Consider the following 24,520-nt stretch of genomic DNA (forward strand, 5'->3'; position numbering starts at 1 on the left):
TAGCACCTCACCTATATCAACATACTACAATCATTACGCTATTTTTACTGTGCATGATTAGTTGTTTCTGATCTTTCTTCCGCTGCTAAAGCAGCATCTGTCTGCTCATGAGCATGATACGAACTACGAACTAATGGTCCAGATTCCACATGGCGGAATCCTCTTTTCATTCCTTCTTCCTTTAGCAAAGCAAATTCATCGGGATGAACATAACGCTTAACAGAAAGGTGTTTGGATGACGGTTGTAAATATTGTCCTAATGTTAATATATTAACATCGACTGCACGCAAATCATCCATTGCTTGCAATATTTCATCCCATTCTTCCCCTACTCCTAACATAATACTCGATTTAGTCGGAATTTTGGGATTCATTTGTTTAGCTTGTGCTAGCAATTCCAACGAACGACGGTATTTTGCTTTGGCACGAACACGATCAGACATCCGCTCCACCGTTTCAATATTGTGGTTTAATATATCTGGCTTGGCATCCATCACCACTTGCAATGCATCCCAATTTGCCATAAAATCTGGAATTAAAACTTCAACACGACAAAACGGCATTCTTCTGCGAATTGCTTTGATTGTCTCCGCAAATATTAACGCACCACCATCTTTTAAGTCATCTCTTGCTACTGACGTAACAACGCAATGTTGTAGCCCCATCTGCTCTGCTGCTTCTGCTACACGTTCTGGTTCTTGCAAATCTAATTCTGTCGGCAAACCTGTTTTCACCGCACAAAACCGACATGCTCTCGTACAAATGTCACCTAGTATCATAAAAGTAGCTGTTCTATTCGCCCAGCATTCATAAATATTAGGGCAGCGTGCTTCTTCACATACACTATGTAACGTTTTGGATCGCATCATGTCTTTAATTTCGGCATAATTTCCGCCCGTAGTCAACTTTATTCGAAGCCAATCCGGTTTAGGCAACTTCTCTTGCTGTTTCATCGTTTAAACCTGCTTTCATTTTCATTTATATATTTTCATCCGTTACTCCATAAATTAATTACACCGTATATTATAACACGTTTTTTAAATTAAATAGCTATAACCTGAAATTTGTATCCATCATTTAGAGTAGAAAAAAGAACATGTGGCAAGCTAACTGTAGTGAATGATGTTACTTGGAAAGGATGATTCCGTTGAAACAGAGTAAAGTATTGCTCACCTTATTATTGTTAACTTCTTTTCTTTTTGCAAATAACGATCGTGTTACTGCCACTTCACTTACATATAACAATACCAACCAACAAGTGAAGACTACGACACCTTTATCCATTTCGGATGAAAAAAAACAATTATATGAACAACTAGAAGCTGTTACACTACTCCCTTGGTACTGGTTAGCTGCAATTGATCAATATGAAAGATCGCTAACAAAAGTAATGCCAAAAATAAGGCAAGCAACTGGTCAAATAAGTGCTATCTTTATTGATGAAAGCCGTTGGGCTGGTCCGCTTAATCCTAATCAGCAAGATGAACAAATATTATCCATTCAATGGTTTGGTGGAATAGGAAAAGATGGTGATGGAGACGGGCTAGCAAAACGAACGAGTGACCTTGACCTCCTCTATACGGTCAGTAGTCATATTACATCATTTGGTTTGCACGAAGATCAGCTTGCAAATGGTTTATGGCATTATTACAAAAATAGCCGTTCTGTCCAACGGGTGCAACAATTTGCAGCTATTTATCGTCAATTTGGACATTTAGATTTACAGGAACGAGCCTTTCCTCTACCTACTAATGCTGTCTATTCTTATAAAAACACATGGGGATTAAACCGCAGCTGGGGTGGTAAACGGACGCATGAAGGAACCGATCTATTCGCAAGAAATGGTACTCCTGTACGTAGCACTGCATATGGTATCGTCGAAATAAAAGGATGGAATCGCTATGGCGGTTGGCGCGTTGGCATTCGTGATTTGGATGGTTTTTATCATTACTTCGCTCATTTGAGCGGCTTTGAAAAATCACTGAACAAAGGAGATATCGTAAAGCCAGGTCAAATTATCGGCTGGGTTGGCAGTTCTGGTTATGGAAATCCTGGTACGCAAGGTAAGTTCCCACCGCATTTACATTACGGTATCTACAGTGATCGTGGCTCAGCAGAATGGTCTTTTGACCCTTATCCACTTCTCAGAAAATGGGAGCAAGCGGATAAGCAAAAAAGAATTAATAACTAATTACTACGTATAATCAACAACGTCAAAAGCTCAACGGGGCTCTCTAATAAGTCCTAAAACGAAAAGAAGCTGAAAGGAAAAATGTATTGTTTTTCCTTTCAGTGTGATCGTTTGAATACGCTAAAGCGTCTTTTAGAATGAACCTTTTCTTCAAGTTCCCCCTAGAGTAAGTGTCGATTGCCTGGTATAATGTTCCGTAGTAGTCAAAAAGCCAAATTTATACGTTTTTTCTTATGAAATCCTACGTTACCAACCACTTCACAAGTCCTTTATACGTTTTCTCGTACAAAATCTACGTTACTAGCCACTTTATATGTCCGTTTATAAGTTTTTTCGTACAAAACCTACATTTCTAGCTACTTCACACATCCGTTTATAAGTTTTTTCGTACAAAACCTACGTTTCTAGCTACTTCACACATCCGTTTATACGTTTTTTCGTACAAACAGCTGCCAGTGGTCTGTTTTTCACTGACTATCTGGACAGCCCTGCTTATTGTTAATTACTTTGTACATTTTCATTATTCATTTGATTGTCTTCCGGCAGTTGCGGTTGCGTCATTGTGCCAGATGCAGCTTCTTCCTCTGTAGGAACTGCTATCCCGTCGCCTACGCCTGGTGATATCGGAACTGAAATACTAGGAGCTTGTGGCGCAGATTCTCCAATCGGCTGCCCTGTGCCGTCATAATAATACATAGGAACGTCTCCTACAACGAGTAGATACGATATTGGAATATCTGTCTCAACTAATTCCGGTTCTGCATCAAATGGAATAATAATCGATACTTCAGCCATTACATGAATGTACACTTCTACTAATATCATATTAATGCCCGCATTTTTCTGTCTCGTACTTAGTTCGACTTTGACAGCTCCAGCTGGTTCAAAGCGAACCGGAACTCGTGGACCAAAAGATGAAATAATCGCACTGTTCAATGCATGACCTATGGGAATATATTCCGGAATGTGTTTAATATCCGTCAATGTAGTTTGAACCGTATCAATAGTAGCAGAAGTAATCCGCATATGTTCCCCATAATTAAGCATAAACCCCGATATTTTCCCATTCCCATTCATTTTCCACTCAATTAATTTTTCGGAATTAGAATTTCGAGCCACTTGATCGGTTATCGCTTTATTGATCGATTGTGTCGCAAGCTGCTTTACCCTTACTTTTGCGATATGCATCAACGGTGGGCGCAAGTTTTTCTCAATAAAAATAAAAGCAGGAACAGACAGCACCAGTAATATACACATTGCTATTAAAACGATATGTCTTTTTTTTATTTTTTTTGGTGGCTGCTTATTTGCTGTTGCTGGAGTCCATTTCCAGGCCATTGTTTTTGGTTTACGAATAGTAGATGATGGACGTTTAGGCAATCGTTTCAACGAAATTACAGGTATCTTTGCCCCCCACTTACGATAACTCGTTTTTTTCGGTTTACTACTACTTTTCCATACTTGCTGCGACCAAGTTGATTTTTTGATCGTATTTGGAAAAGTAAATCGTTTTTTTCCCCACTTGGTCATCCTCTCAGTCACACTCCTATGTCGTAAAATAACGTATTCTCGTCCGGTGCTTTATACATGCTATGCTTGTAACAACAAAAATAGGTCAACCATTATTTGGTTGACCTGATCTAATTACTGCTCTTATTCTACTTCAATATGTATCTTATTTATAATAATGACTTTATATATTGTAGATTAGTTTGTAACAACTGCTCCGTACTTCCCGAAGCGCTGAAATCTTCAAAACTTAACCAGCCATTGTAACCAATCGCCTTTAAGTCAGCAATCACTTGTGGCCAATGAACTACTCCTTTAGCAACCGCACACCAGTTCGCTTCCCATACCGGATCATGCTTGTTATCGACCACTTCAGGCAGTCCTTGCTTAGTCCACATCACAGGTCGCTTTAACCATTCTGCATTTTTTATGTGAACATGTGCCAAATATTCCCCAAGAATGCCTAATGCCATCCGATATTGCTCATGCCCTTCAAACACCATATTTCCCGGGTCATAAATTACTCCAACATATTGCGAATCTAAACCATCTAACAATCGCCTTGCCGCCGTTGCACTTGGAATAATTTGGTTATGATGTGTTTCGACTAATCCTTTTATACCATATATTTTCGCTAATCGAACTACTTCTTCCAAAAAACCTCTTGCTTCTCTCCATTGCTCCTGATAACTTTTGGATCGAATATAGGTTGGCACTCCTACTCGAATAGATGGAGACCCTAGCTGCTGTGCCGCTTGCATTGCTTGCTCTGTCGCTGCCAAATCACCGCAACTAATATACGCTGCCAAGTTAGTAACAGTCAAATTAGCCTGATCACATTGTTGTTTAATACTAGCAAGCTCTGTTGGTGTACTGTTTTTATCAACGGTACTCCAATTATTTCGCCAAAATGATGGTTTCTCATCTTTGTATTGCGATGGGATAGCGGCGTATCGCCACTCCACACCGTCATAACCGTATTGCTGTAGTAATTGAATCGTTCGTTCAACCGAACAATCTGGCATCATAACAGTAAAGACTGAAAACTTCACCAAACGTCACTCTCCTCGCTATAGGTATACAAAAGTAGGGCTGTCTTACTATCCTTTACATTTTAACATATTGCTCCATTCCCTATTTAACTCTGATTGCCCTTTTCTTATACGATCTGTATACTTTTCACTTTTTTAAGCTGTACGTTTTATATCTCATCCGCTATGATAGATAAGAATTCAATGTAACATAACATCATTTACAAACATATTGTTCATTTTTATTTACAGTTAGGAGATATTTTATGTCTATTAATCGCCGTTTAATGACCGATATTGACTTTGAAGAAGCTACTTTAAAAAAGCAATTCATTCGAGTTTTTAACAATAATCAACTGGTGGACTCTCGTACCCAGATTGTCCGCTTTGACGATCAAACTGTTGTTACACAGTCCAGTCCCATTGATTTAAACTACTATGATCGTAATGCTTGTGAATTTTACGTTCTACGATCGTAACAACCTATCATCGTTACTTTTTTCGCACCTATTTTAACGGCAGACGATAGATCGCTTTATTTTCCAAACCACGTATAAAAGGCGTCCATTCCTCAGTCTCTGGCGTTGTATGTAGCGTGTCTTCAACCATTTGTAGTTTTGCATCAATAGCGTCAATGTAATGAAGCGCTACTGCTTCTGGCAATTGTGGCTGGATTGAACTCCCCCACTCTGGCAAGTTATGGTGAGATAATACGAGGTGCTGTAATCCTAGTACTTCTGGAGCATCAAGTGCAATCTCAAGCTTCATAGCTGCTTCTGTAATCCAGCTCACTGCCAAATGAATGTGCCCAAGTAATTTTCCTTGATTGCTATAATCCGATACAATACCGTACGATGAATTCATCTCCGCTGGCTTCGCAATATCATGCAAAACGATACCTGCCAACAACAAATCTGCTCGTAAAAAAGGACGCTGTTCGCAAACAAATTTTCCAAGCTCCAACATACGTACCATATGATAAGCAAGCCCGCCATAATAAGCATGGTGGTGCGTTTTAGCAGCTGGTGCAGCGTATAGTTCATCTTTTACTTTATTAAAACAATACGTAGTAATCGCCTTTATCTCCGCATGTTCCATTTCTGATATCACTTTTTCTATCGTTGTCACAAGTTGCTCCGTACTAATTGGTGCAGAACGAATAAAATCTGTAATCGAAACGTTATCCTCCTCTTCTGCTTTTCGAAGGCGAATAATTTTCACTTGTAACCTTTCACGATACGTTTGTACAAGTCCTTGCACTTTTACTACCGTCATTGGCACAAATGTCTCCACATCTAATTTGCTGGCATCCCAAAGTTTTGCTGATATATAAGAGCTGCTATCCGACAATACAATATCCAAATACTCTTTCGGCGCACCGCCGCTCGTTTGCTTTACTTCCACTTCTTTCAACAAATAAAACCCCGTAAATTCATCCCCACTTACAAATTGTTTAATTAACATCATTTACCCTCATTTCTATCAATATCACTATCCATCACAAATAGATACCTATTTCATAGTGTATAGGAAGCTACATTTTAATCAAGTAAAATAGCTCATTGTTCCTCTTCATTATAATCCATGTAGCTTTTTAAACTGTTCAGGACTCATCCCACTATACTTTTTAAACACTGCACTAAAATAACTAGCATTATCATAACCAACTTCTTGCGCAATTTCATACAACTTTTTGCTTCGCTTCTTAAACATCAATCGTTTACTAAATCGAATTCTCTCTTGATTAATATATTCCATCGGGCGCATCGCTAATGTTTTTTTAAATAACCGGCACAAATATTGCTCCGACATATGAGCTGCACTTGCTATCTCTTGTAAGTTTAAATTACGATGCAAATGATTGTGAATATACTGTAATGCTGGACGAAGCCGTTCCTCATCATGTATTTCATTCGCTGATCCTATCAGTTCTTTCTTCAAATCAAGTAACAACGTATAAATTAACTTTGAGCGATTTATCTCTGCATCATTATCCTCATCATCTAACATTAACAACTCTTGTAATGACTGTAAAATGGTAGTTGTTTTTAACTGGCTAATTCCTGACCCATTAATTCGAGCATATGATAATAATTGCCCCGCTTCTCGTCCGTTAAACGCTACCCAAGCAACTTCCCACTTACTACTAAGTGGCACATAACGATGAGGTACTTCTGGAAACAACACGAATAAATCGCCTGGTCCAACTACTTTCTCATCATTCAAATATTGCAGCTCTCCTTTTCCACTTAATACTTGATGAATTTGAAAATCAGGAAATCCGAACGGACGAACCGTTTCATCTTGATGCTCCCAATATCCAACGGAAGTTACATACAGCGGAAGCAACAGTGATTCTTCTATTCGAGGAAACGACATCTTACTTTTCATCTCAGCAACTCCGTTTCAAATAGTAATAGAAATTAGCAATATCGTTTATTTAATTAGAAATACATAACTATTATACTGACAATATAAGAATATAATAAAGGAGTTGTCATCATGCGTCAAAAATTTCAATACGTACCGCCAGCTAATGGTTATCCAGAATGGAACAACAACCCAGAAATATTCGAACTAAATAGATTACCGGCTTATGCTCATATGATGCATTTTCCAACAGAACAAGAGGCTTTACTTAATGATCACCACACTTCATCATTGCAACTTAATCTAAATGGGTCATGGAAGTTCGCCTATGCAGAAACACCTGAACAACGAATCAAAAACTTTTATGAAATGAATTATGACTATAGTGATTGGGCTTCTATTAAAGTACCTGCTCATTGGCAAATGGAAGGATACGATTATCCACATTATACGAATAAAAAATATCCGTGGAGTGTCTCAGAACCTGATTTGAAAGCTCCATTTGCTCCGACAAAATATAATCCTGTTGGTTCCTATATCCGTACCTTTACAGTACCTGATCAATGGCAAGGACAACCCGTATTTATTAGTTTTAAAGGGGTAGAGTCTGCTTTTTACGTTTGGGTGAATGGTGATTTGGTCGGTTATAGTGAAGATACTTTTACTTCCGCCGATTTCGATCTAACACCTTACCTTGTAGCCGGAGAGAACAAACTAGCGGTAGAGGTTTACCGCTGGTGCGATGCAAGTTGGCTTGAGGATCAGGACTTTTGGAGAATGAGTGGTATTTTCCGTGATGTTATTTTGTATACGACTCCTAACGTATCTATTAACGATTTTTCCGTAAACGGTCTACTTGATGACCACTATCAAGACGGAGAACTTGCTGTCAACGTTTCGATCCAAAATTATAATTCAACAACGATGGAGCCCGTACAACTAGTTGTCAAATTATATGATGATCAGCAACAATTATTAGAAGAGCGAGTAATCACTATCCATAATGGCATCGCCGATCAAGCATCGTATCATGTATCGATTCCTGTAAGTAAGCCAAATCAATGGAGTGCCGAATATCCGCACCTCTACCATGTTGTTCTAGCTTTGCGAGATGCAGCTAATCAAACGATTAGTGCCGTTGGTTGTCGCACTGGTTTCCGTAGGTTTGAATTAAAAGATGGTTTAATGAAAATAAACGGTCAACGAATTGTATTTAGAGGTGTTAATCGACATGAATTTGTACAGGACAAAGGTAGAGCCATTGGTAGAGAAGAAATGATTCGCGATGTGAAACTAATGAAAGCTTACAATATAAATGCTGTTCGAACGTCTCATTATCCTAATCAGTCCACTTGGTATGAATTATGTGATGAGTATGGTCTTTATGTCATAGACGAAGTAAATTTAGAAACGCATGACACATGGGTCTACGGTCAAGGAACAGTTAATGAAACTAACGTACCAGGTAACAATCCAGCTTGGACGAGCAACGTCATTGATCGCAGTAACTCGATGCTACAACGGGACAAAAACCATCCCTCGATTATTATTTGGTCACTAGGAAATGAATCATTCGGTGGTACTAATTTTATCGAGATGTACAACTTTTTCAAAGAAAAAGATGCTACACGCTTAGTCCATTATGAAGGAGTATTCCATGCTCGTGAGTCTGATGCTGCTAGTGATATGGAATCTACCATGTACATTAAACCAGCAGAAGTAGAAAAGTATGCCCTTTCTAATCCAAAAAAACCTTATATCATCTGTGAATATAGTCATGCTATGGGGAACTCTTGTGGTGGGCTTCATCTTTATTGGGAGCTATTTGACAAATACGACATATTACAAGGTGCTTTTATTTGGGACTGGATTGATCAAGCGATTTTAACTAAAACAGAAGACGGTATCGAATATTTAGCATATGGCGGCGATTTTGGCGAGCAGCCACACGATGGAAACTTCTGCGGTAATGGACTGATCTTTGCTGATCAAACCGTCACTCCGAAGCTTGAAGAAGTAAAAAAATGCTACCAGCATATTAAAATAGAAATGAGCGATTATAAACAAGGAATCGTTCAACTAACGAATCGCTATTTATTTACTAACTTAAACGAATATACGTTAGTTTGGACCGTAACTTACAATGGTGAACAAGCACAACAAGGAACGATGGTTCTTGATGTGTCTCCTGGACAAACCGTCCAATTACAAGTGCCTTTTGAACAACCAACAGTAATAGACAAAGAAGCAATTCTGACTGTTTCTATTGTAAAAAATCAAGCAACGGACTGGGCAGAGCAAGGACATGAAGATTCTTGGGAGCAGTTTATATTAACACCATATCAACCAACCTTGCCACTAGCTACTACAAAACAGAGCGATCCACTATCAGTGAATGCGGCTGAGCAAACTTTACAAATTAGTGGCACTCATTTTTCTGTAGCATTTGATCGCACTAGCGGTGATCTGCAATCCTTTGTACTTCATGGAGAAGAAAGCTTGCTTGAACCAGTGAGACCTAACTTTTGGCGAGCTAAAATCGATAACGACCTTGGTAATAAATTACCTATGCGAGCAGGCATTTGGCGAGACGCACACGAACAGCGTACTTTGTTAACTTTCGATTTTATGATAGAAGGTAACTCAGTAAAAGTTACAAGTTTCTATCAGATCAATACGTATCCTATCTCTACATTAAAAATCGAATACCGTATTCGTCCGCAAGGGCTAATCGATGTAAACTATGCATTCACACCAGGAGCAGGTCTTCCAGAAATTCCTGAAATCGGCATGATGTTCGTCTTAAAGCATACGTTTGATACTATCTCTTGGTATGGTCGTGGTCCTCACGAAAACTATTGGGATCGTAAAACTAGCGCACGCATTGGGCAATTCAGTGGTACTGTGGCGGAACAATTCACACCGTATATTCGACCACAAGAATGCGGCAATAAAACAGATGTTCGCTACGCAAGCATCACTGCTAGCACTAATGGCACTGGCTTGCAGTTCGAAGCTGCTTCTATTCCATTAGAAGTAAACATACTTCCTTGGTCACCTGCAGAACTTGAAACACATGATCATTTGCATAAGTTGCCAACCAGTACGAAAAGTGTTTTACGTATCAATTACAAACAGATGGGTGTTGGCGGGGACGACAGTTGGGGAGCAAAAACACACGAGCAATTCACCTTGTTAACCAATCGTGCTTATCAATATAATTTTACTATTGGCATAATCGACTAACTAAGATACGATTCGCATGTTACATTCATTTTAAAAAAACTCTGCATCTTCGCGTAGCACGATGCAGAGTTTTTCCTGTTAATGAGATTCAATCATTGTCATTATTTTATCCATATTTTCATTCACTTTTTTCAAACTTAAGTAATCAATTTTTTCATGATAAGCATCATTATTCTCTGCTTGCTCTTCAATTGACAGCGATTCGAACTTATCTATATCACCGCTTGTTTCCATTAAGTAGTTATTTTCTGCCGTGTTCTCCATATTTGCTACAATTGTTTTTGCTTGTCGTATTCGTTCAAGTAGGTATTTCTCATCGTAATGATCATCATTCATTTCTGCTACCAGATGTTGCAACAATTGATTTAACTCCATTAACTGATTAGCAGCTTGATCGTTTCTTTCCATATGATCAGTAATTTGCTTCGATGCTTGTAACAATTCTATCATTCGCTCTGTTCGCTGCATCTTAACTTTCCCCTTTCCTTTCCATTTTGTATTAGTAGTGTGCTTCTATTTTCCTTACTTATACCAAAAATGAAGCGAGCCCATTTTTTTATAACCTGTGTAACAATCGTAAATTGAATTTTTGCGTATGACATTAATTATTAACTGTAGCTACCTATTGAGGAAAACAGTACAGTAGCTATATAGACCATCTTATTTAATTACATGATTGAAAGGATGAATAGCGTGAATTTTCATGAAGCTGAGCAAATAATAACGATGGAGCATGCCAACACAACAGTAATAGTCAATAAGCAAGATCTAACCGTATCCATTCAAACAAACGATGCCACTTGGAAAACAAATAAGGAAGCCGCACGACTAACGATTGGATTTGACAAAAAGTCACAACATGTTATTACTTTACAATCTGCCTTAACCAAACAGTTTAGTTATGTAGAATCTGGGACATTCCACAGTATCCAAATAAAACTCGAGCATTTCCTATTGCCGACTGAAATATCACCTATTACCGTCATCATATCCGTACAATTAAATACTTATGATAGCGATGTCATCTTTCAAACCCACCTCGTCCACAGTGATCATGTTGCCGAAACCGTTTGGCCGGGAGCGTTTTCTTTTAACGGCTCGAATGAACACGATTACACAGTCCTACCTGCGATGCAAGGATATATTTTGCCAGCTACTTGGGATAAGCCCGTTCGACGATACCACGGCGGTGTTATTTATGACAGAGATGGCTATATGCCTTGGTGGGGACAAGTAAAAAACAATAACGGATATATCGCTATCATAGAGACAGCAGATGATGCTCGGCTTACAATGGAGCATATTCCACATCTTCACAGCGAAATGGAAACGATCTGGATTCACTCTTTAGGTAATTTGCGGTATAATCGCAAATTGCGTTATCGCTTTCAAGCAAATATGAATTATGTAACGATGGCAAAAATATACCGTAACTACGTAAAAAGCTATGGTAACTTAAAAACGTTACAAGAGAAAATAGCTACAACACCACAGCTTGCCAAACTACAAGGAAGCGCTATCGTCCACACTTCCGTGCATACGTTTGTCAAACCAGTTTCTGATTATTATGATACTGAAAATCTTGAAAATAACGACAAAGTAATTACCTTTGCCGAAAGAGCTGAACAGTTAGTACAATTAAAAGCGCGATATGGGCAGTCGATTTATGTTCATGTAGATGGTTGGGGGCTAGCCGGATACGATAATCAGCATCCCGATGTTATACCACCAAGCCCACGTGGCGGAGGATATGAAGGAATGAAATCACTACAAAATACGTGTAAAGACAACGATATTTTGTTCGCTATCCATGACAATTATCGTGATTTCTACCACGATGCAGCCAGCTATAACGATCAACTGACCATCAAAAACCAAGATGGAAGTGCTGAATATTGTGATATATGGGCTGGTGGTGCACACAGCTTTTTATGTACTACATTTTCCAAAGACTACGTGCAACGAAATTATAATCAACTGGCAGCAAATAATGTACAGCCAGATGGTGTCTACATTGATGTATTTGCCGTTGTGCCAGGGGACGAATGCTACGATCCTGCGCATATGATGAGCCGAACCGCATCGTTAGAACATCGAGCTTCTTGCTTTGAAGAAATTCGTGCTCGCAATATGATCATTAGCTCGGAAGAACCAGCAGATTGGGCAATTCCTCATCTAGATTTGGTTCATCATGCTCCTTATGCGCTATATCCCGGACCTGGTGGTGGTCCAGCTATGGGAATTCCCGTTCCTTTATTTTCACTTGTATATCACGACACTATCGTTGTACCTTGGTCATTAGGGCGTGGCGACTGGGGCATTCCCGAACAAGATTTAGGATACTTACATGGATTACTTCATGGCGGTGTACCATACTTGTCGATTGAAGCAACGGACGAGGAATTAAACATCGTGCGATTACTTGCAAACTTACATGCTACAGTAGGTACGTTAGAGATGACTAATCATTCCTTCGTCGATAATAACTATCGGAGACAACTCACTACTTTTGCTAATGGAACAATAGTGGAAATCGACCTAGATGAAGACACGTTTGTTATTGTAGCGGAAGACGGAACTACGATCACTTCCATCAACTAACCCTTAATTACTAGCGTCACTAACATATAACCTTTCAACGCAAAGCGATATTTTCTCCATACAAAAACGCTATATTGAGCATATCTATACAGGGACCTACAGTTGCATCCACCCCTGAATATTGCTCAATATAGCGTCTTTTCATTTTATCGCTTCCCACTCCGTCTGCCAGTACGAAACTCTGTAGGTGAAACACCATAAAATAACGTAAACTGTTTCGTAAAATGGTGAACGGAAGAAAATCCGAAATCTTCCGCAACCATCGTCACCGTACGATTACTTTCTAACAAAGCGGTTTCAATATTTTTCATCAAAGCTCGCTGCCAATACTTTTTTGGAGACATTCCCGTAGCTTGTTTAAACAAGCTATACAATTGTGTTTTTTGCAAATCACATTGTGCTAACCACGCACGATAACCTTTATTATTCGTCGCTTGCTTTTCTACTTGATCTAACAGTGAAGCAATGCGATAATCCGCAAAAGCAGTATGTTCTGTTGATAAAACTACCATCTCCCAAATAATTGTTCGCAGCAAATGATGAACGATAGCAGTGTCATACGGAGATTGCTTATCAAACTTTTCAACTACCTGTACAATAGTCTGGCTTAAAAAAGAATAATAAGGAATGTTCGTAACATACGCAATATGCGAAAATTCTTCTTTATGTCTAATATCCGTTAACAACGACGGATCAAAATCAGCTCTATCCCAAATAATATGATGTGGCGTAAAGCGCTTTTCCCAAGGATCGATATACAAATTATATGTTTCTAGCAAATAATCTGGTTTAGCATAAAAAGCATGTTCCAATAAAGGTGGTAGAAAAATCAAATCGCCTTTTTTAAGTGGGTATACTTTTTCTGCCACCGTAATCGAACCACTCCCACCTGCTACCAAATGAATAGCATAACAATAACCCATTCTAAATGACTCTACGTCATTACGTGCAAGCGGGAAGCGATAATAATGTGCGGCACGAAGCGATGGATCCAATTCTAATAAGGCTGTCATGGTCAACCTCGCCTTTTTTATCTCATCATGACATAATTGCAGTGAGTAGTAAAGTGACTACAATTGACGTTCTAATCTCTCAGCCATCCAATCATCGAGCGTAATAACCTTCTCTGGAGCAATATAACTTCGAGCCAAAAATCCCGCACCATGACCAATCATCGGATCTTGATCTGTCGGCTGATAACGTAAATCTACACTCCAGCGAACTTCCGTTGAATTATTCGGAGTGGACATGTGCAAACAACGATCGTTGAACAAAATAGCACTTCCTGCCGTAACTGGTAAAACTACCGTTTCTGTATTGCCCAACTGTTCCTCTTTTAAAGCTGTATAACCTGTACCCGTCGTTGTTTCTTGGTGCCATTTCAACACTTTTTTCCGATGAGTACGTGGTTTAATATGCAAACATCCATTTAATTCAGTAGCATCTACAAGCGGAATCCATACTGTAATAACCGGATTGGCATTAGCATCTGGCCAGTAGGACTTATCTTGGTGCCAAGGAACTGCACCCGCTGCTACTTTCGGCACTTTTGGACGGACATTATAAACTGGATTCGAAAATAATTCACCACCGATTAAAGATTCTACCGCATCTAATATTTTAGAATTACTCATTAACGTATAATAGCCTGGAATTCGATCGCGCCAGCTCCGACCATATTTTAAAAAGTGATCATGTGATAAATCTTCGAATATTTCGGCTAATCTAGTTTCAAATGGAGAATTCTCTCTTTTATCCGTTATTAAGCCATCGGAATAAAGATCATTCGCAATCATATCAACTTTCTGCATCATCGCTTCTCTAGCCGGTGCTAACTCTGCTTCGGTTAACAAGTTTGGTAACACCAAGTACCCTTCCAGATCATAAAACTCACGCTGTTCTTGTGTCAAACTTCCACCAAATTCAAATATATTCATCGATTTACCCTCCTACAACAACGGTTTTAATAGTAGTAATGTGATATTTATTACATCTCTATCGTAGCATCTGTTGTAAGCGTTGTATTTGTTTCATCGTTCATCTATTGATCAAATCTTCCGGTAAATTTAATGAAATTTAAACAGACTGCGCTATTGAGAATAAGAAATAAATAAAAAAGACTGGAAATTGGCAAGGCAGATCGCCGACCATTTTCCAGTCTTTCGTTAGTTAAATTTCCGCTGTCTCATTGCTTCGAATAACAGGATCGTACTTGCCATCGCCACATTAAGTGATTCAGAATCACCTGCCATCGGAATAATAAGCGATTCATTAGTCATTTGTTGTAATTCTGGTGATAAACCTTCCGATTCACTGCCCATTAACAGCCAAGTTGGATTGGTCCAATTATAGCTATAGCAAGTGTTAGTTGCTGCCAAACTTGTTCCAATTACATTCATCCGGTGCTGTTTCGCTTCCTGCAATAAAGTGAATAAATCCGCTTCAATAATAGGCAGATGAAACAACGATCCCATCGTGGAACGAACCGTTTTGGGATTATAAAGATCAACACAGCCTCTTCCTAGTATGACGGCATCGGCACCAGCAGCATCGGCACTTCGAATAATCGTCCCTGCATTACCTGGATCGCGAATACCATCCAATAAAATAACTAAGGAATCCTGTTTATATAAAGCTGCTGTATGTGTTTGCAATTTACCAACGATAGCAAATACTGGCGGCGCAGTATCTGTACCAGTACATTTGGCAATTGCTGCAGCTGATGCTTGCACCCACTCTGGAGTTGCTGCTTGAGTGGCTTGTACAGCATGTTTTGTAGTTGGGACAAATGGTAGTAGTTCTTTCGGTATCCCTCGATCAACATCATAAACGACAACCGATACGGCAGCACCAGCTTTCAGTGCCTCCAATACAAGATGTACTCCTTCTACAATAAACTGACCGATTCGATCTCGATATTTTTTCTCTAATAAAGATGCCCATTGTTTCACTCTCATATTATGTGGTGAAGCGATATAGGGATGATTTGTTAACATGCTTGCAGCAACCTTCCGTACATAATGAACTCTTATTATAACATGAAGTTACATTATCACAATAATAAAGAGATATCTTAGTAATATCAAGGGCACAAGTTGGTTTAATCCAAACAAACACGTGTTAATGATACGTATTGCAAGTTTACACGTACCATTAGCACGTGTTATAATAAAGATAGAAAGGAGGGCATCATGAAGAATATCACTTCCCGGGAACTCATTAAAATAATTGAAAACGACGGTTGGAGATTGGTCGCCATAGTGGGAAGTCATCATCAGTTTAAACATCCAAGCAAGTCAGGGAAAGTGACTATTCCTCATCCCAAGAAAGAACTTGCACCAAAGACCATTAAAACAATACTCAAACAGGCAGAGCTCCTATAAGGAGTCCTCCAAGGAGGTTTATATAATGTCAAGTTTGTACCTATATCCGGCTGTTTTTGAACCGAACGAGCACAATGGATTTACAATTACATTTCCCAATCTTCCGGGATGTGTCACAGAAGGCGATGACATTGCTGATGGGTTACGTATGGCTCAGGAAGCACTGGCACTGCATTTGTACGGAATGGAACGTGATGGCGATCCTATCCCAAAAGCATCCAGCCCCAATAGCAAACTCATTCCAGTTGATGCGGCTGAAGGTACTTTTGTTAACATTATCTCTGCAAAAACAGCACCTATTCGTGACGAGTTGCAGAATCGTGCGGTTAAAAAGACCTTAACCATTCCTCAATGGCTTAACGACGAAGCGGAAGAAGCTGGTCTTAACTTTTCCCAAACGTTGCAATTTGCCTTGAAAGAAAAGCTTGGTATCACAGAGAAGCAACCGTAATGGTTGCTTCTTTTGTCTATATTTTTTTAAAAAGGGCATAATAAAGCAATCGTCTAATGTACTATGGGAGGTTTTCAATTAATGGTAAATATTAATTTACGTCAAGCTATTTTATTACGTGTTTATGGAAAAAGTGAAGAAGAATTACAACAAATTATCCATGATTCCATTGACTACAAAGAAGAAGCATTACCAGGTCTAGGTGTATTATTCGAAATGATATGGAAAGAATGCGACGAATCAACCCGGCAGCAACTAATATCCCATCTACACAAACATTTGGCTAATATTCCAATCGATAGTACCACATCATTTGACTAACTGTTTGACAAGTGAATTGTTCCACTGTTTACGGCAACTTTTTTCACCAAAACTAATAATTTCCAATCGCTTGCTCGCTTGGATTCGTTTGATAGACCATCTTACCGCCTACAATAGTAGTCGTTATCCACGGAATTTGCTCATAACGATCAACGAATAACAAATCAGCGTACTTACCAACTGCTATAGAACCACATTTTTCTGCTATTCCCATTGCTGCTGCAGGATGTAAACTAACCATTTTCACTGCAGCAGGTAAACTTAATACTTGCTCATCGGCTAATTTAAAAACAGCAGCTAGTAGAGATGAAGGATGATAATCCGAACAAATAATATGAGCAGCATGCTGCTTAATTGCATCGGTAGCTCGTAAGTTCAAATCATGGGAACCGCCTCTTACAATATTAGGCGCTCCTACACATATATACATCCCCTGTTCGGTAGCGTACTGAGCAGTTTGCAAATCAATCGGAAACTCACTAATTATAGCTCCACGACTTATCGACTTATCCACCTGTTCTTGCGTATCGTCATCATGCGATGCTATAGCAATACCTTTGTTTTTGGCCGCTTGAGCTAGTTCTTGTAATGCCTTCCAATCCACTTGCGTTCTTCTCTCTTGCAATTCTGCCACAATCGCACCTACTTCATCACGTGTAACACCTTGATTTTTCATCACATAACGTTCAAAGGAATCAGGCTTACGATATTGTCCCTGTCCAGGCGAATGATCCATAAAAGAGAGAAAGTCAATTTTATTCGTTTCAATATATTGTTTGGCTAATTTCATTCCAGTTAAATGCGACACTTCATAACGCAAATGAATTCTATTTCTCACCATCGCTCTTTGCTTACGATATGTATTAATCCACTCCACCATCTGTGCTAATTTATCTTCCCCGCGCAAACTTAATCCTACACCTAATGATAGAGAATGATACATCGTTGTAATGCCATACAGCGGTAGTTTTCGTTCGAATTCCATAAAAGCAAACGGTAATGGAAACAATGTATTAGGTCGTGGTTCTACTTCTTTCTCAATCGTATCACAATGAATATCGATCATCCCAGGCAATACATACTGCCCTTGAGCATCGATGATCTGGAGTTTCTGAGCAAAATTAACTGTAAATTGTTCCTTCCAACGCATCATTTCTTCTGTACTATCAAAAATTTCAATGATTATTCCATTATGTATAGCAAGAGCAACTTGTACAATTTCTTCTGCTAATACAAGTTGTCCGTTTATTATTAACGTTACTTCGTTATACTCGATTTCCATTCATAAATCCCTTCTTTCTTTTAGTAATTAATTACAACATCTTACAGTATATCATAACAAAAAACTGCTCACTTGTCTGATAGACGAGAAGCAGTTTCCATGAGAATTATTTTATTTTTATATTTAAGAATTCAAGTCTGATTCCTTCGGTATATATTGAAATATTTCACCTGTTTCGAGTGAGGAAATTAATCGCTCCAACCAGTTGTAATATTGCAAAGCTTCCGTTATTTTCTGCTGATCTGTGCTTACAATTAACTGTAGTTGTTCATCATCTGGATACTTTTCTATTAACTGCTCAAGCTCTTGCAATGATTTACGAAGTATTGTCATATTCTGTTCCACTGCTTTACGCCAGCGAATCGAAAAATAATCACTAAAGTTTTGATGCCAATCCGGTACGACTTCATAAAGATCTTTACGCGAACCTCTACCCCATACCTTATTAATCATTTTCAAATTTTGCAATGTTCGCATACCCGTACTAATTGATGTTTTACTCATTCCCATAGCGGAACTCATTTCATCTAGTGTTACAGGTTGTTCATTAAAATACATTGTTCCATACAAATGACCAATCGACATCGTTACGCCGTACAAATCCATGTTTTTACCTATGGAATCAATGACTCTGCTACGTACCGTTTGTAGTTTTAATAGTTGATCCTCTGATAATAGCGCAAGTTCATCCATGTTAATCCTCCCGAAAGCGACCTAAGCCGCTACTACTTCCCTTCTCATTGTAAGCTACAAGCACAACATAGTAAAGAATACACTATATGGGCATACTAGCGAAAAAGGGAGTTAAACGTAGTATACACTATAATAAGTTTGTAAAGTTTAAACTGTACGGACTATACGAGCTGTCAGACACTTTGACCATTACTGCCAAATCAATCTACACTTGTATAGTCACGTAATTCACGTGTTTATGACAGAGGGGGGCACTTTATGAGCATCATAGAAGCGAGAAAGCTAACAAAAATTTTCGGGTCCGATCCGAAAAAAGCGATCCCGCTCCTTGAACAAGGATGGACAAAAGATAAAATTTTAGCTGAAACCAAATTGACAGTTGGAGTGAATCAAGCCAGCTTTTCTATTGATCCAGGACAAATATTTGTCATTATGGGATTATCCGGGAGCGGTAAGTCAACGCTAGTTCGATTGTTGAATCGACTAATCGAGCCTACAAATGGTCAGCTACTATTTAACGGAACGGACGTACTTAAAATGTCTGCCGAACAATTGCGTCAATTTAGACGAAAAAACATTGGTATGGTCTTTCAAAAGTTTGCACTTTTTCCACATCGAACAGTAGTGGAAAACATTGAGTATGGATTAGAAATTCAAGGAATACCAAAAAAAGAACGACGCACAATGGCGATCGAATCGTTAGAATTGGTTGGACTGCACGGTTATGAAAATAGCTATCCGAATCAATTAAGTGGTGGTATGCAGCAACGCGTTGGGTTAGCACGTGGGCTAGCGAACGATCCAGAAGTATTATTAATGGACGAAGCGTTTAGTGCACTAGATCCACTTATTCGCAAAGACATGCAAGATGAATTAATTCAATTACAAGCGAAAATGCAAAAAACAATTGTATTCATTACCCATGATTTGGATGAAGCACTACGCTTAGGCGATCGTATCGCGCTAATGAAAGATGGAACAATCGTACAAATTGGCACTCCAGAAGAAATTATGATGAATCCGGCAAACAAATATGTGGAGCGTTTTATTGAAGACGTAGATTTATCTAAAGTGCTAACTGCTACTCACGTAATGAGCAAAGCCGAAACAATTACACCAGACAAAGGTCCTCGAGTCGCTCTACAATTTATGAGAGATAGAGGCGTATCCAGCTTATACGTTGTGGATCGATCCAAAAAATTATTAGGAGCTATAACTGCGGAACAAGCAGCGAATGCGATTAAAGTTAATGAGAATTTAGAAACAGCAATGAAACCATTGAATATAATTCCTACCACTTCACCAGATACAGCCATTAACGAACTGTTTGAAGTGATGGGTCAAAATAAACTCCCTGTTGCCGTTATTGATGATGAAGGAAAATTAAAAGGTGTCATCATCAAAGGTCTCGTATTTGCGGCATTAGCAGGTAATAACGGAATAGGAGATGAAAATTAAATATGAATCTTCCTAAACTTCCGCTTGCCTCATGGATTGAAGCTATTGAAAAATGGCTCGACGTCAACTTTGGTCCTTTTTTCGATGTAATCAGAATTAGCATTGATTATGTTGTAAATTTAATTAACGCTTCACTCATATATTTTCCAGCAATTGTAGTTATAATTATCTTTTCTGCTTTAGCGTGGTATTTAGGAAAATGGAGAATGGGTGTTTTCACAGCCATTGGATTATTGCTCATCGATAATTTAGGTCTGTGGAGCCAAACGATGCAAACACTCGCTCTAGTACTTACCGCAGCCGCCATTTCGATTTTGGTAGGTGTGCCAATTGGAATATTATGTTCTGCTAGTCGTTCCATCCAAAAAATTGTAACACCTATTTTAGACTTTATGCAGACAATGCCTGCGTTTGTCTATCTGCTACCTGCCATTACATTTTTCCGTCTTGGTGTCGTACCGGGGGTTATATCTTCCATTATCTTTGCGATTCCGCCAACGATTCGTTTAACCAATCTAGGTATCAGACAAGTACCTGAAGAACTGGTGGAAGCAGCTGATGCTTTCGGTTCCACACCTTCTCAGAAACTGTTTAAACTACAGTTACCATTAGCAATGCCAACTATTATGGCAGGAATCAACCAAACAATTATGCTATCACTATCGATGGTAGTTATCGCCTCCATGATTGGTGCCCAAGGTGTAGGAGCATTAGTATATCGTTCTGTTACACAAGGGAAAACAGGTGTTGGCTTCGAAGCTGGATTAGCTATCGTTATTATCGCGATAATTTTAGACCGTCTAACCCAACAAGTCATGAATAAAACCAAAAAAACATCTGATTCATAAAATTCTAATTTTAATTATAATAAGGAGTGGTTATTTTGTTTAAAAACAAGAAAAAATGGACAGTACTATCTAGTTTACTCGTTATCGTTGCTTTACTTGCAGCATGTGGCGGTGGCGGAGGTGGAGCTGGCAACAGTAATGCAAATGGTAATAATGGTGGCTCATCTAATCCTTCCCCTAATGCTTCAAAGGAAATTAAACTAGCTTATGTGGCTTGGGATTCAGAAATTGCAAGTACAAACGTTGTCCGAGAAGTATTGGAACAAAAGCTTGGATATAAAGTAACTATGCTGCAAGTAGATGCCGGTCCTATGTGGGCTGGAATCTCTGACGGAAGTGCTGACGCTATGGTCGCAGCTTGGCTTCCAACTACTCACGAAGAGTACGTAAAAATGAACGAAGGTAAGTTCGAAGATTTGGGAGAAAACATGAGTGGAACAAAACTAGGTTTTGTTGTGCCAAGTTACATGGATATCAATAGCATCGAAGACTTAACAGATGAAATTGGTTCTTCATTGAACTACACCATTACTGGAATTGAGCCTGGCGCTGGAATTATGGGTACTGCCGAAAAGGTATTTGAAGAATATGGACTAAAAGATAAATGGACGTTGTTAGAAAGTTCATCAGCTGCTATGACAAAAGAATTAGAGCGTGCTTATGCCGCTGAAGAACCAATAGTAGTTACTGGTTGGACCCCACACTGGAAGTTTGCTAAAATGGATCTCAAATATCTAGAAGATCCCAAAGCTGTCTTCGGTCAAGATGAAAAAATTCACACTATCGTTCGTACTGGTCTAAAAGAAGATGCTCCAGAAGCTTACGCATTTTTAGACAAATTTAACTGGGAAGCAGCAGATATGGAAAAAGTAATGATCGATATCGCTGAAGGAGTATCTCCAGAAGAAGCTGCCAAAACATGGGTAGATGCTAACAGCGATAAAGTCGATAGCTGGTTAGCTGAATAACAACTCGAATTAACGTTAAGTTAGGGAATCCTTTCGATTTTGAATCGATCTCCCTAGCTTTTTTTTATTGCAGCTATGGTACACTATATCCCGTTTCAACCTTTCAAATCGTATCCCTCTGGCTCAGTAACAATAGGGCAATACTTAAATATTCCATTCAACTTTTTAATGACTTAAAAATTTATAGATTTAAAACTTACTATTTAAAATCCAGGATTTAAAAAAAATAAAAATATAACAATGTAAAAGTTTAAAAATTTATGAGGTTATCATTTAAACATGATTAGTATTTTGACGGCTACTCAACGAGATAGCAGATTACTTATGTGAGATTTACTTTTGCACCAAGACATACTGAGTTGAGCCAACCGTTGAAAAATAGATATTTGTTGCGCTATAGCAAAATAATAGAAGCACACTTCATCGTAGTATAATTGTAGGTACTTGTTACCAATCGTCGCTCCATACGTTTGATTAAAACGATGCATTATCGTATCGAATGCTCTTTGAATTACTTTTCTTTTGTAGTAGGACATTCGTGGAGCATGAGTTACAGTAATTTTGTTTGCAAAGTGATTCTTTTTAAACGCTTCCACATATGGAGTCAATACACGATTACCATAACACGAACTGACCATATACTTAACTGGTATTTGTTTAATTTTCATTTGCTGTAAAGTTGAGCTGTAGGATGAGTGATTAGATTCGCTCATTTCAAATGCTATCATAACAGCTTTATGTTGTGGTGCACGTTCGAACATAATGCCATACGTATTTTGTTTATTATGAACACACTCTACTTGCACACCGCTAGGTTCAACAGTATCTGTTCCACTATTATTCATCTGATGTGCATTATTAACTGCTTTAATATTATTTATTTTAGTAGTATGTATTATGTTTTTTTCACAATCATTAGCTACCATAGGTTCACCCAATAAACAATTAATGTCTGTTTGACTAATCGTTTGACGAATTTTACGGTGTAATGCCCAAGCCGTCTTATAAGTTACTTGCAACAACAAATGTAGTTGAAATGCATTTACACCTACTTGATCTAATGACAGAAAAAAGAATGCGGCGAGCCATTTTTGTAAAGGAAGTCGTGTTTGTTCCATAATCGTACCCGCAGTTAACGTCGTTTGGTGTTGACAATGATAACATTGGTAAATAGGCATTTTTCGCGTTGTTATTTTGCTAGCGGCTACATTATGACACCTCGGACAACGAAATCCGTTAGGCCACTTTTTCTTACATAAAAATATATAGCAAGCTTCCTCGTCAGGAAACTGTAGCACAAAGTCGTTCCACATACAAAGTAATTCTTCTACATATGGATATTCGGACATCCGCTGACGATTGCGAATATATGGCACACGAAAGAGTATTGCTAATATTTCCTCCTTATTGACCATCCGTATACCCTCCCTTAAACTTTAATTAAAAACAGAGAACATTTGTTCTTATTCATAATTATATTATATAGAACAAATGTTCTCTCGTCAATGCTTTCTATACAAAAAATTATTGCTTTTTCTCCCTCCTTTTCCGCTTACTTTTATCTGTTTTATTACATATTTTTATATTTTTTTACATTTTTTTAATTATTTGCCTCTGCATTTCTTCTACTTGTCTGCTACTTTTCTTCTATCTTCCTACACAATTTCTATTCATTCACTTTTATTTTTACTAATAATTCATTTATGTTTTTCCAATCTTTTTTCTATCTTTTTCCATTTTAATCCTTTTTTTCTTCTAATTTGCTTCTACTTTTACGGTAGTGTTATTTCAAACTTTTCATAATTGTAATCAGATCGAGAATTCCTTCCTATTAATGCTTTTTGTAAAATAAGTTAGTGTGAGGTTTCAAATAGACTTGGGTGAGGGATAGATAAGGGTATTAATATGTATTTCTAACTGAATCTTTATCTGTCCATTTGTATTTGTATTTATATCTGTAGGAGAATATATTTAAGTTGGTATATAAAGCAAATATTGAGTGTTTTTTGATACTCCCTCAATTTGAACGGGATTACTCACGATGCTCGCTTATTCGCAGGATCTCAGATAACTCGGATGAGATGGAACGACATGAAGGGATAGAAACCGTTAGTAACAATGGATTGGAGCAGTCCATGGTCATGCGGGAATAGAAGAACGGAAAGTTC

Annotated in this window: 22 protein-coding genes; 10 read left to right on the top strand and 12 right to left on the bottom strand. The window is 38.4% G+C overall.

All coding sequences use genetic code 11. The annotated features are described in order from the left end of the window. Window positions 1–44: 44 nt before the first annotated feature. Window positions 45–953, bottom strand: a complete 909-nt coding sequence (gene lipA, locus ACFSTH_RS15615) for a lipoyl synthase (protein WP_377769474.1) — start codon at window positions 951–953, stop codon at window positions 45–47. A gap of 185 nt (window positions 954–1,138) precedes the next feature. Between lipA and ACFSTH_RS15620 the strand changes: the two genes are divergently transcribed. Further along, window positions 1,139–2,191 carry a M23 family metallopeptidase gene (locus ACFSTH_RS15620; protein ID WP_377769516.1) on the top strand — a complete coding sequence of 351 codons (1,053 nt, stop codon included), beginning with the start codon at window positions 1,139–1,141 and terminating at the stop codon, window positions 2,189–2,191. 498 nt (window positions 2,192–2,689) lie between these two features. Here the strand turns inward: ACFSTH_RS15620 and yunB are convergent, their stop codons facing one another. Together yunB and ACFSTH_RS15630 are read right to left on the bottom strand one after the other, a co-directional pair. Further along, entirely contained in the window at window positions 2,690–3,721 is a 1,032-nt protein-coding gene (gene yunB / locus ACFSTH_RS15625) for a sporulation protein YunB (RefSeq protein ID WP_377769475.1), read from the bottom strand. A gap of 149 nt (window positions 3,722–3,870) precedes the next feature. Beyond that, on the bottom strand, window positions 3,871–4,752 hold the full coding sequence (locus ACFSTH_RS15630; RefSeq protein WP_377769517.1) for a sugar phosphate isomerase/epimerase family protein: 882 nt from the start codon (window positions 4,750–4,752) through the stop codon (window positions 3,871–3,873). A gap of 245 nt (window positions 4,753–4,997) precedes the next feature. Between ACFSTH_RS15630 and ACFSTH_RS15635 the strand changes: the two genes are divergently transcribed. After that, complete coding sequence (locus tag ACFSTH_RS15635) at window positions 4,998–5,210, top strand: hypothetical protein (protein ID WP_377769477.1); 213 nt, start codon at window positions 4,998–5,000, stop codon at window positions 5,208–5,210. Window positions 5,211–5,238: 28 nt separating this feature from the next. On the opposite strand, the gene ACFSTH_RS15640 is transcribed toward ACFSTH_RS15635, so the two are convergent. Both ACFSTH_RS15640 and ACFSTH_RS15645 read right to left on the bottom strand, forming a co-directional pair. Continuing rightward, complete coding sequence (locus ACFSTH_RS15640; RefSeq protein WP_377769478.1) at window positions 5,239–6,198, bottom strand: 3'-5' exoribonuclease YhaM family protein; 960 nt, start codon at window positions 6,196–6,198, stop codon at window positions 5,239–5,241. A gap of 108 nt (window positions 6,199–6,306) precedes the next feature. Beyond that, on the bottom strand, window positions 6,307–7,122 hold the full coding sequence (locus tag ACFSTH_RS15645) for an AraC family transcriptional regulator (protein WP_377769479.1): 816 nt from the start codon (window positions 7,120–7,122) through the stop codon (window positions 6,307–6,309). Window positions 7,123–7,233: 111 nt separating this feature from the next. On the opposite strand from ACFSTH_RS15645, the gene ACFSTH_RS15650 reads away from it, so the two are divergent. Continuing rightward, window positions 7,234–10,347 carry a glycoside hydrolase family 2 TIM barrel-domain containing protein gene (locus ACFSTH_RS15650; RefSeq protein WP_377769481.1) on the top strand — a complete coding sequence of 1,038 codons (3,114 nt, stop codon included), beginning with the start codon at window positions 7,234–7,236 and terminating at the stop codon, window positions 10,345–10,347. Between the two features lie 78 nt (window positions 10,348–10,425). Here the strand turns inward: ACFSTH_RS15650 and ACFSTH_RS15655 are convergent, their stop codons facing one another. After that, a complete protein-coding gene (locus ACFSTH_RS15655; RefSeq protein ID WP_377769483.1) occupies window positions 10,426–10,815 on the bottom strand; it encodes a hypothetical protein in 390 nt (129 codons plus the stop codon). A gap of 225 nt (window positions 10,816–11,040) precedes the next feature. Between ACFSTH_RS15655 and ACFSTH_RS15660 the strand changes: the two genes are divergently transcribed. Further along, window positions 11,041–12,948 carry a DUF5696 domain-containing protein gene (locus ACFSTH_RS15660; protein WP_377769484.1) on the top strand — a complete coding sequence of 636 codons (1,908 nt, stop codon included), beginning with the start codon at window positions 11,041–11,043 and terminating at the stop codon, window positions 12,946–12,948. 146 nt (window positions 12,949–13,094) lie between these two features. Here the strand turns inward: ACFSTH_RS15660 and ACFSTH_RS15665 are convergent, their stop codons facing one another. From ACFSTH_RS15665 to ACFSTH_RS15675, 3 genes are all read right to left on the bottom strand, one after another. After that, window positions 13,095–13,961, bottom strand: a complete 867-nt coding sequence (locus ACFSTH_RS15665) for a helix-turn-helix domain-containing protein (protein ID WP_377769485.1) — start codon at window positions 13,959–13,961, stop codon at window positions 13,095–13,097. A gap of 57 nt (window positions 13,962–14,018) precedes the next feature. Beyond that, complete coding sequence (locus tag ACFSTH_RS15670) at window positions 14,019–14,885, bottom strand: phytanoyl-CoA dioxygenase family protein (protein ID WP_377769487.1); 867 nt, start codon at window positions 14,883–14,885, stop codon at window positions 14,019–14,021. Window positions 14,886–15,113: 228 nt separating this feature from the next. Further along, window positions 15,114–15,944 (bottom strand): TrmH family RNA methyltransferase, encoded by an 831-nt coding sequence (locus ACFSTH_RS15675; protein WP_377769488.1) that lies wholly within the window; start codon window positions 15,942–15,944, stop codon window positions 15,114–15,116. Between the two features lie 195 nt (window positions 15,945–16,139). Between ACFSTH_RS15675 and ACFSTH_RS15680 the strand changes: the two genes are divergently transcribed. The 3 genes from ACFSTH_RS15680 (at window position 16,140) to sspI (ending at window position 17,103) form a co-directional block, all read left to right on the top strand. Then, complete coding sequence (locus ACFSTH_RS15680) at window positions 16,140–16,331, top strand: type II toxin-antitoxin system HicA family toxin (protein ID WP_377769490.1); 192 nt, start codon at window positions 16,140–16,142, stop codon at window positions 16,329–16,331. Between the two features lie 25 nt (window positions 16,332–16,356). Next, the gene (locus tag ACFSTH_RS15685) at window positions 16,357–16,782 is read left to right on the top strand and encodes a type II toxin-antitoxin system HicB family antitoxin (RefSeq protein WP_377769491.1); all 426 of its coding nucleotides are present in this window, start codon (window positions 16,357–16,359) and stop codon (window positions 16,780–16,782) included. A gap of 81 nt (window positions 16,783–16,863) precedes the next feature. Then, window positions 16,864–17,103, top strand: coding sequence for a small acid-soluble spore protein SspI (gene sspI / locus ACFSTH_RS15690; RefSeq protein WP_377769492.1), 240 nt, complete (start codon window positions 16,864–16,866; stop codon window positions 17,101–17,103). Between the two features lie 52 nt (window positions 17,104–17,155). Here the strand turns inward: sspI and ACFSTH_RS15695 are convergent, their stop codons facing one another. Together ACFSTH_RS15695 and ACFSTH_RS15700 are read right to left on the bottom strand one after the other, a co-directional pair. Continuing rightward, entirely contained in the window at window positions 17,156–18,385 is a 1,230-nt protein-coding gene (locus tag ACFSTH_RS15695; RefSeq protein WP_377769494.1) for an alpha-D-ribose 1-methylphosphonate 5-triphosphate diphosphatase, read from the bottom strand. 123 nt (window positions 18,386–18,508) lie between these two features. Then, window positions 18,509–19,078 carry a GbsR/MarR family transcriptional regulator gene (locus ACFSTH_RS15700; protein ID WP_377769496.1) on the bottom strand — a complete coding sequence of 190 codons (570 nt, stop codon included), beginning with the start codon at window positions 19,076–19,078 and terminating at the stop codon, window positions 18,509–18,511. Window positions 19,079–19,336: 258 nt separating this feature from the next. Here ACFSTH_RS15700 and ACFSTH_RS15705 point away from each other — a divergent pair, with 258 nt between their 5' ends. The 3 genes from ACFSTH_RS15705 to ACFSTH_RS15715 are packed head-to-tail and all read left to right on the top strand — an operon-like array spanning window position 19,337 to window position 22,352. Further along, a complete protein-coding gene (locus ACFSTH_RS15705; protein ID WP_377769498.1) occupies window positions 19,337–20,536 on the top strand; it encodes a quaternary amine ABC transporter ATP-binding protein in 1,200 nt (399 codons plus the stop codon). Between the two features lie 2 nt (window positions 20,537–20,538). Next, window positions 20,539–21,384 carry an ABC transporter permease gene (locus ACFSTH_RS15710; protein WP_377769500.1) on the top strand — a complete coding sequence of 282 codons (846 nt, stop codon included), beginning with the start codon at window positions 20,539–20,541 and terminating at the stop codon, window positions 21,382–21,384. A 35-nt stretch (window positions 21,385–21,419) separates the two neighbouring features. Further along, window positions 21,420–22,352, top strand: coding sequence for a glycine betaine ABC transporter substrate-binding protein (locus ACFSTH_RS15715; RefSeq protein ID WP_377769502.1), 933 nt, complete (start codon window positions 21,420–21,422; stop codon window positions 22,350–22,352). 302 nt (window positions 22,353–22,654) lie between these two features. Here the strand turns inward: ACFSTH_RS15715 and ACFSTH_RS15720 are convergent, their stop codons facing one another. Further along, window positions 22,655–23,767 (bottom strand): transposase, encoded by a 1,113-nt coding sequence (locus ACFSTH_RS15720; RefSeq protein ID WP_377769504.1) that lies wholly within the window; start codon window positions 23,765–23,767, stop codon window positions 22,655–22,657. Between the last annotated feature and the right edge of the window lie 753 nt (window positions 23,768–24,520).

It is taken from the genome of Paenibacillus yanchengensis, assembly GCF_042684845.1.
In the GTDB taxonomy this organism is placed as follows: Bacteria; Bacillota; Bacilli; order Paenibacillales; family Paenibacillaceae; genus Pristimantibacillus; species Pristimantibacillus yanchengensis.

Bases quoted from the DNA above. Each gene is read 5' to 3' on its own strand.
- lipA (WP_377769474.1), bottom strand. From the start codon at position 953: ATGAAACAGCAAGAGAAGTTGCCTAAACCGGATTGGCTTCGAATAAAG.
- ACFSTH_RS15620 (WP_377769516.1), top strand. From the start codon at position 1,139: ATGATTCCGTTGAAACAGAGTAAAGTATTGCTCACCTTATTATTGTTA.
- yunB (WP_377769475.1), bottom strand. From the start codon at position 3,721: ATGACCAAGTGGGGAAAAAAACGATTTACTTTTCCAAATACGATCAAA.
- ACFSTH_RS15635 (WP_377769477.1), top strand. From the start codon at position 4,998: ATGTCTATTAATCGCCGTTTAATGACCGATATTGACTTTGAAGAAGCT.
- ACFSTH_RS15640 (WP_377769478.1), bottom strand. From the start codon at position 6,198: ATGATGTTAATTAAACAATTTGTAAGTGGGGATGAATTTACGGGGTTT.
- ACFSTH_RS15645 (WP_377769479.1), bottom strand. From the start codon at position 7,122: ATGAAAAGTAAGATGTCGTTTCCTCGAATAGAAGAATCACTGTTGCTT.
- ACFSTH_RS15650 (WP_377769481.1), top strand. From the start codon at position 7,234: ATGCGTCAAAAATTTCAATACGTACCGCCAGCTAATGGTTATCCAGAA.
- ACFSTH_RS15655 (WP_377769483.1), bottom strand. From the start codon at position 10,815: ATGCAGCGAACAGAGCGAATGATAGAATTGTTACAAGCATCGAAGCAA.
- ACFSTH_RS15665 (WP_377769485.1), bottom strand. From the start codon at position 13,961: ATGACAGCCTTATTAGAATTGGATCCATCGCTTCGTGCCGCACATTAT.
- ACFSTH_RS15670 (WP_377769487.1), bottom strand. From the start codon at position 14,885: ATGAATATATTTGAATTTGGTGGAAGTTTGACACAAGAACAGCGTGAG.
- ACFSTH_RS15675 (WP_377769488.1), bottom strand. From the start codon at position 15,944: ATGTTAACAAATCATCCCTATATCGCTTCACCACATAATATGAGAGTG.
- ACFSTH_RS15680 (WP_377769490.1), top strand. From the start codon at position 16,140: ATGAAGAATATCACTTCCCGGGAACTCATTAAAATAATTGAAAACGAC.
- ACFSTH_RS15685 (WP_377769491.1), top strand. From the start codon at position 16,357: ATGTCAAGTTTGTACCTATATCCGGCTGTTTTTGAACCGAACGAGCAC.
- sspI (WP_377769492.1), top strand. From the start codon at position 16,864: ATGGTAAATATTAATTTACGTCAAGCTATTTTATTACGTGTTTATGGA.
- ACFSTH_RS15695 (WP_377769494.1), bottom strand. From the start codon at position 18,385: ATGGAAATCGAGTATAACGAAGTAACGTTAATAATAAACGGACAACTT.
- ACFSTH_RS15700 (WP_377769496.1), bottom strand. From the start codon at position 19,078: ATGGATGAACTTGCGCTATTATCAGAGGATCAACTATTAAAACTACAA.
- ACFSTH_RS15705 (WP_377769498.1), top strand. From the start codon at position 19,337: ATGAGCATCATAGAAGCGAGAAAGCTAACAAAAATTTTCGGGTCCGAT.
- ACFSTH_RS15710 (WP_377769500.1), top strand. From the start codon at position 20,539: ATGAATCTTCCTAAACTTCCGCTTGCCTCATGGATTGAAGCTATTGAA.
- ACFSTH_RS15720 (WP_377769504.1), bottom strand. From the start codon at position 23,767: ATGGTCAATAAGGAGGAAATATTAGCAATACTCTTTCGTGTGCCATAT.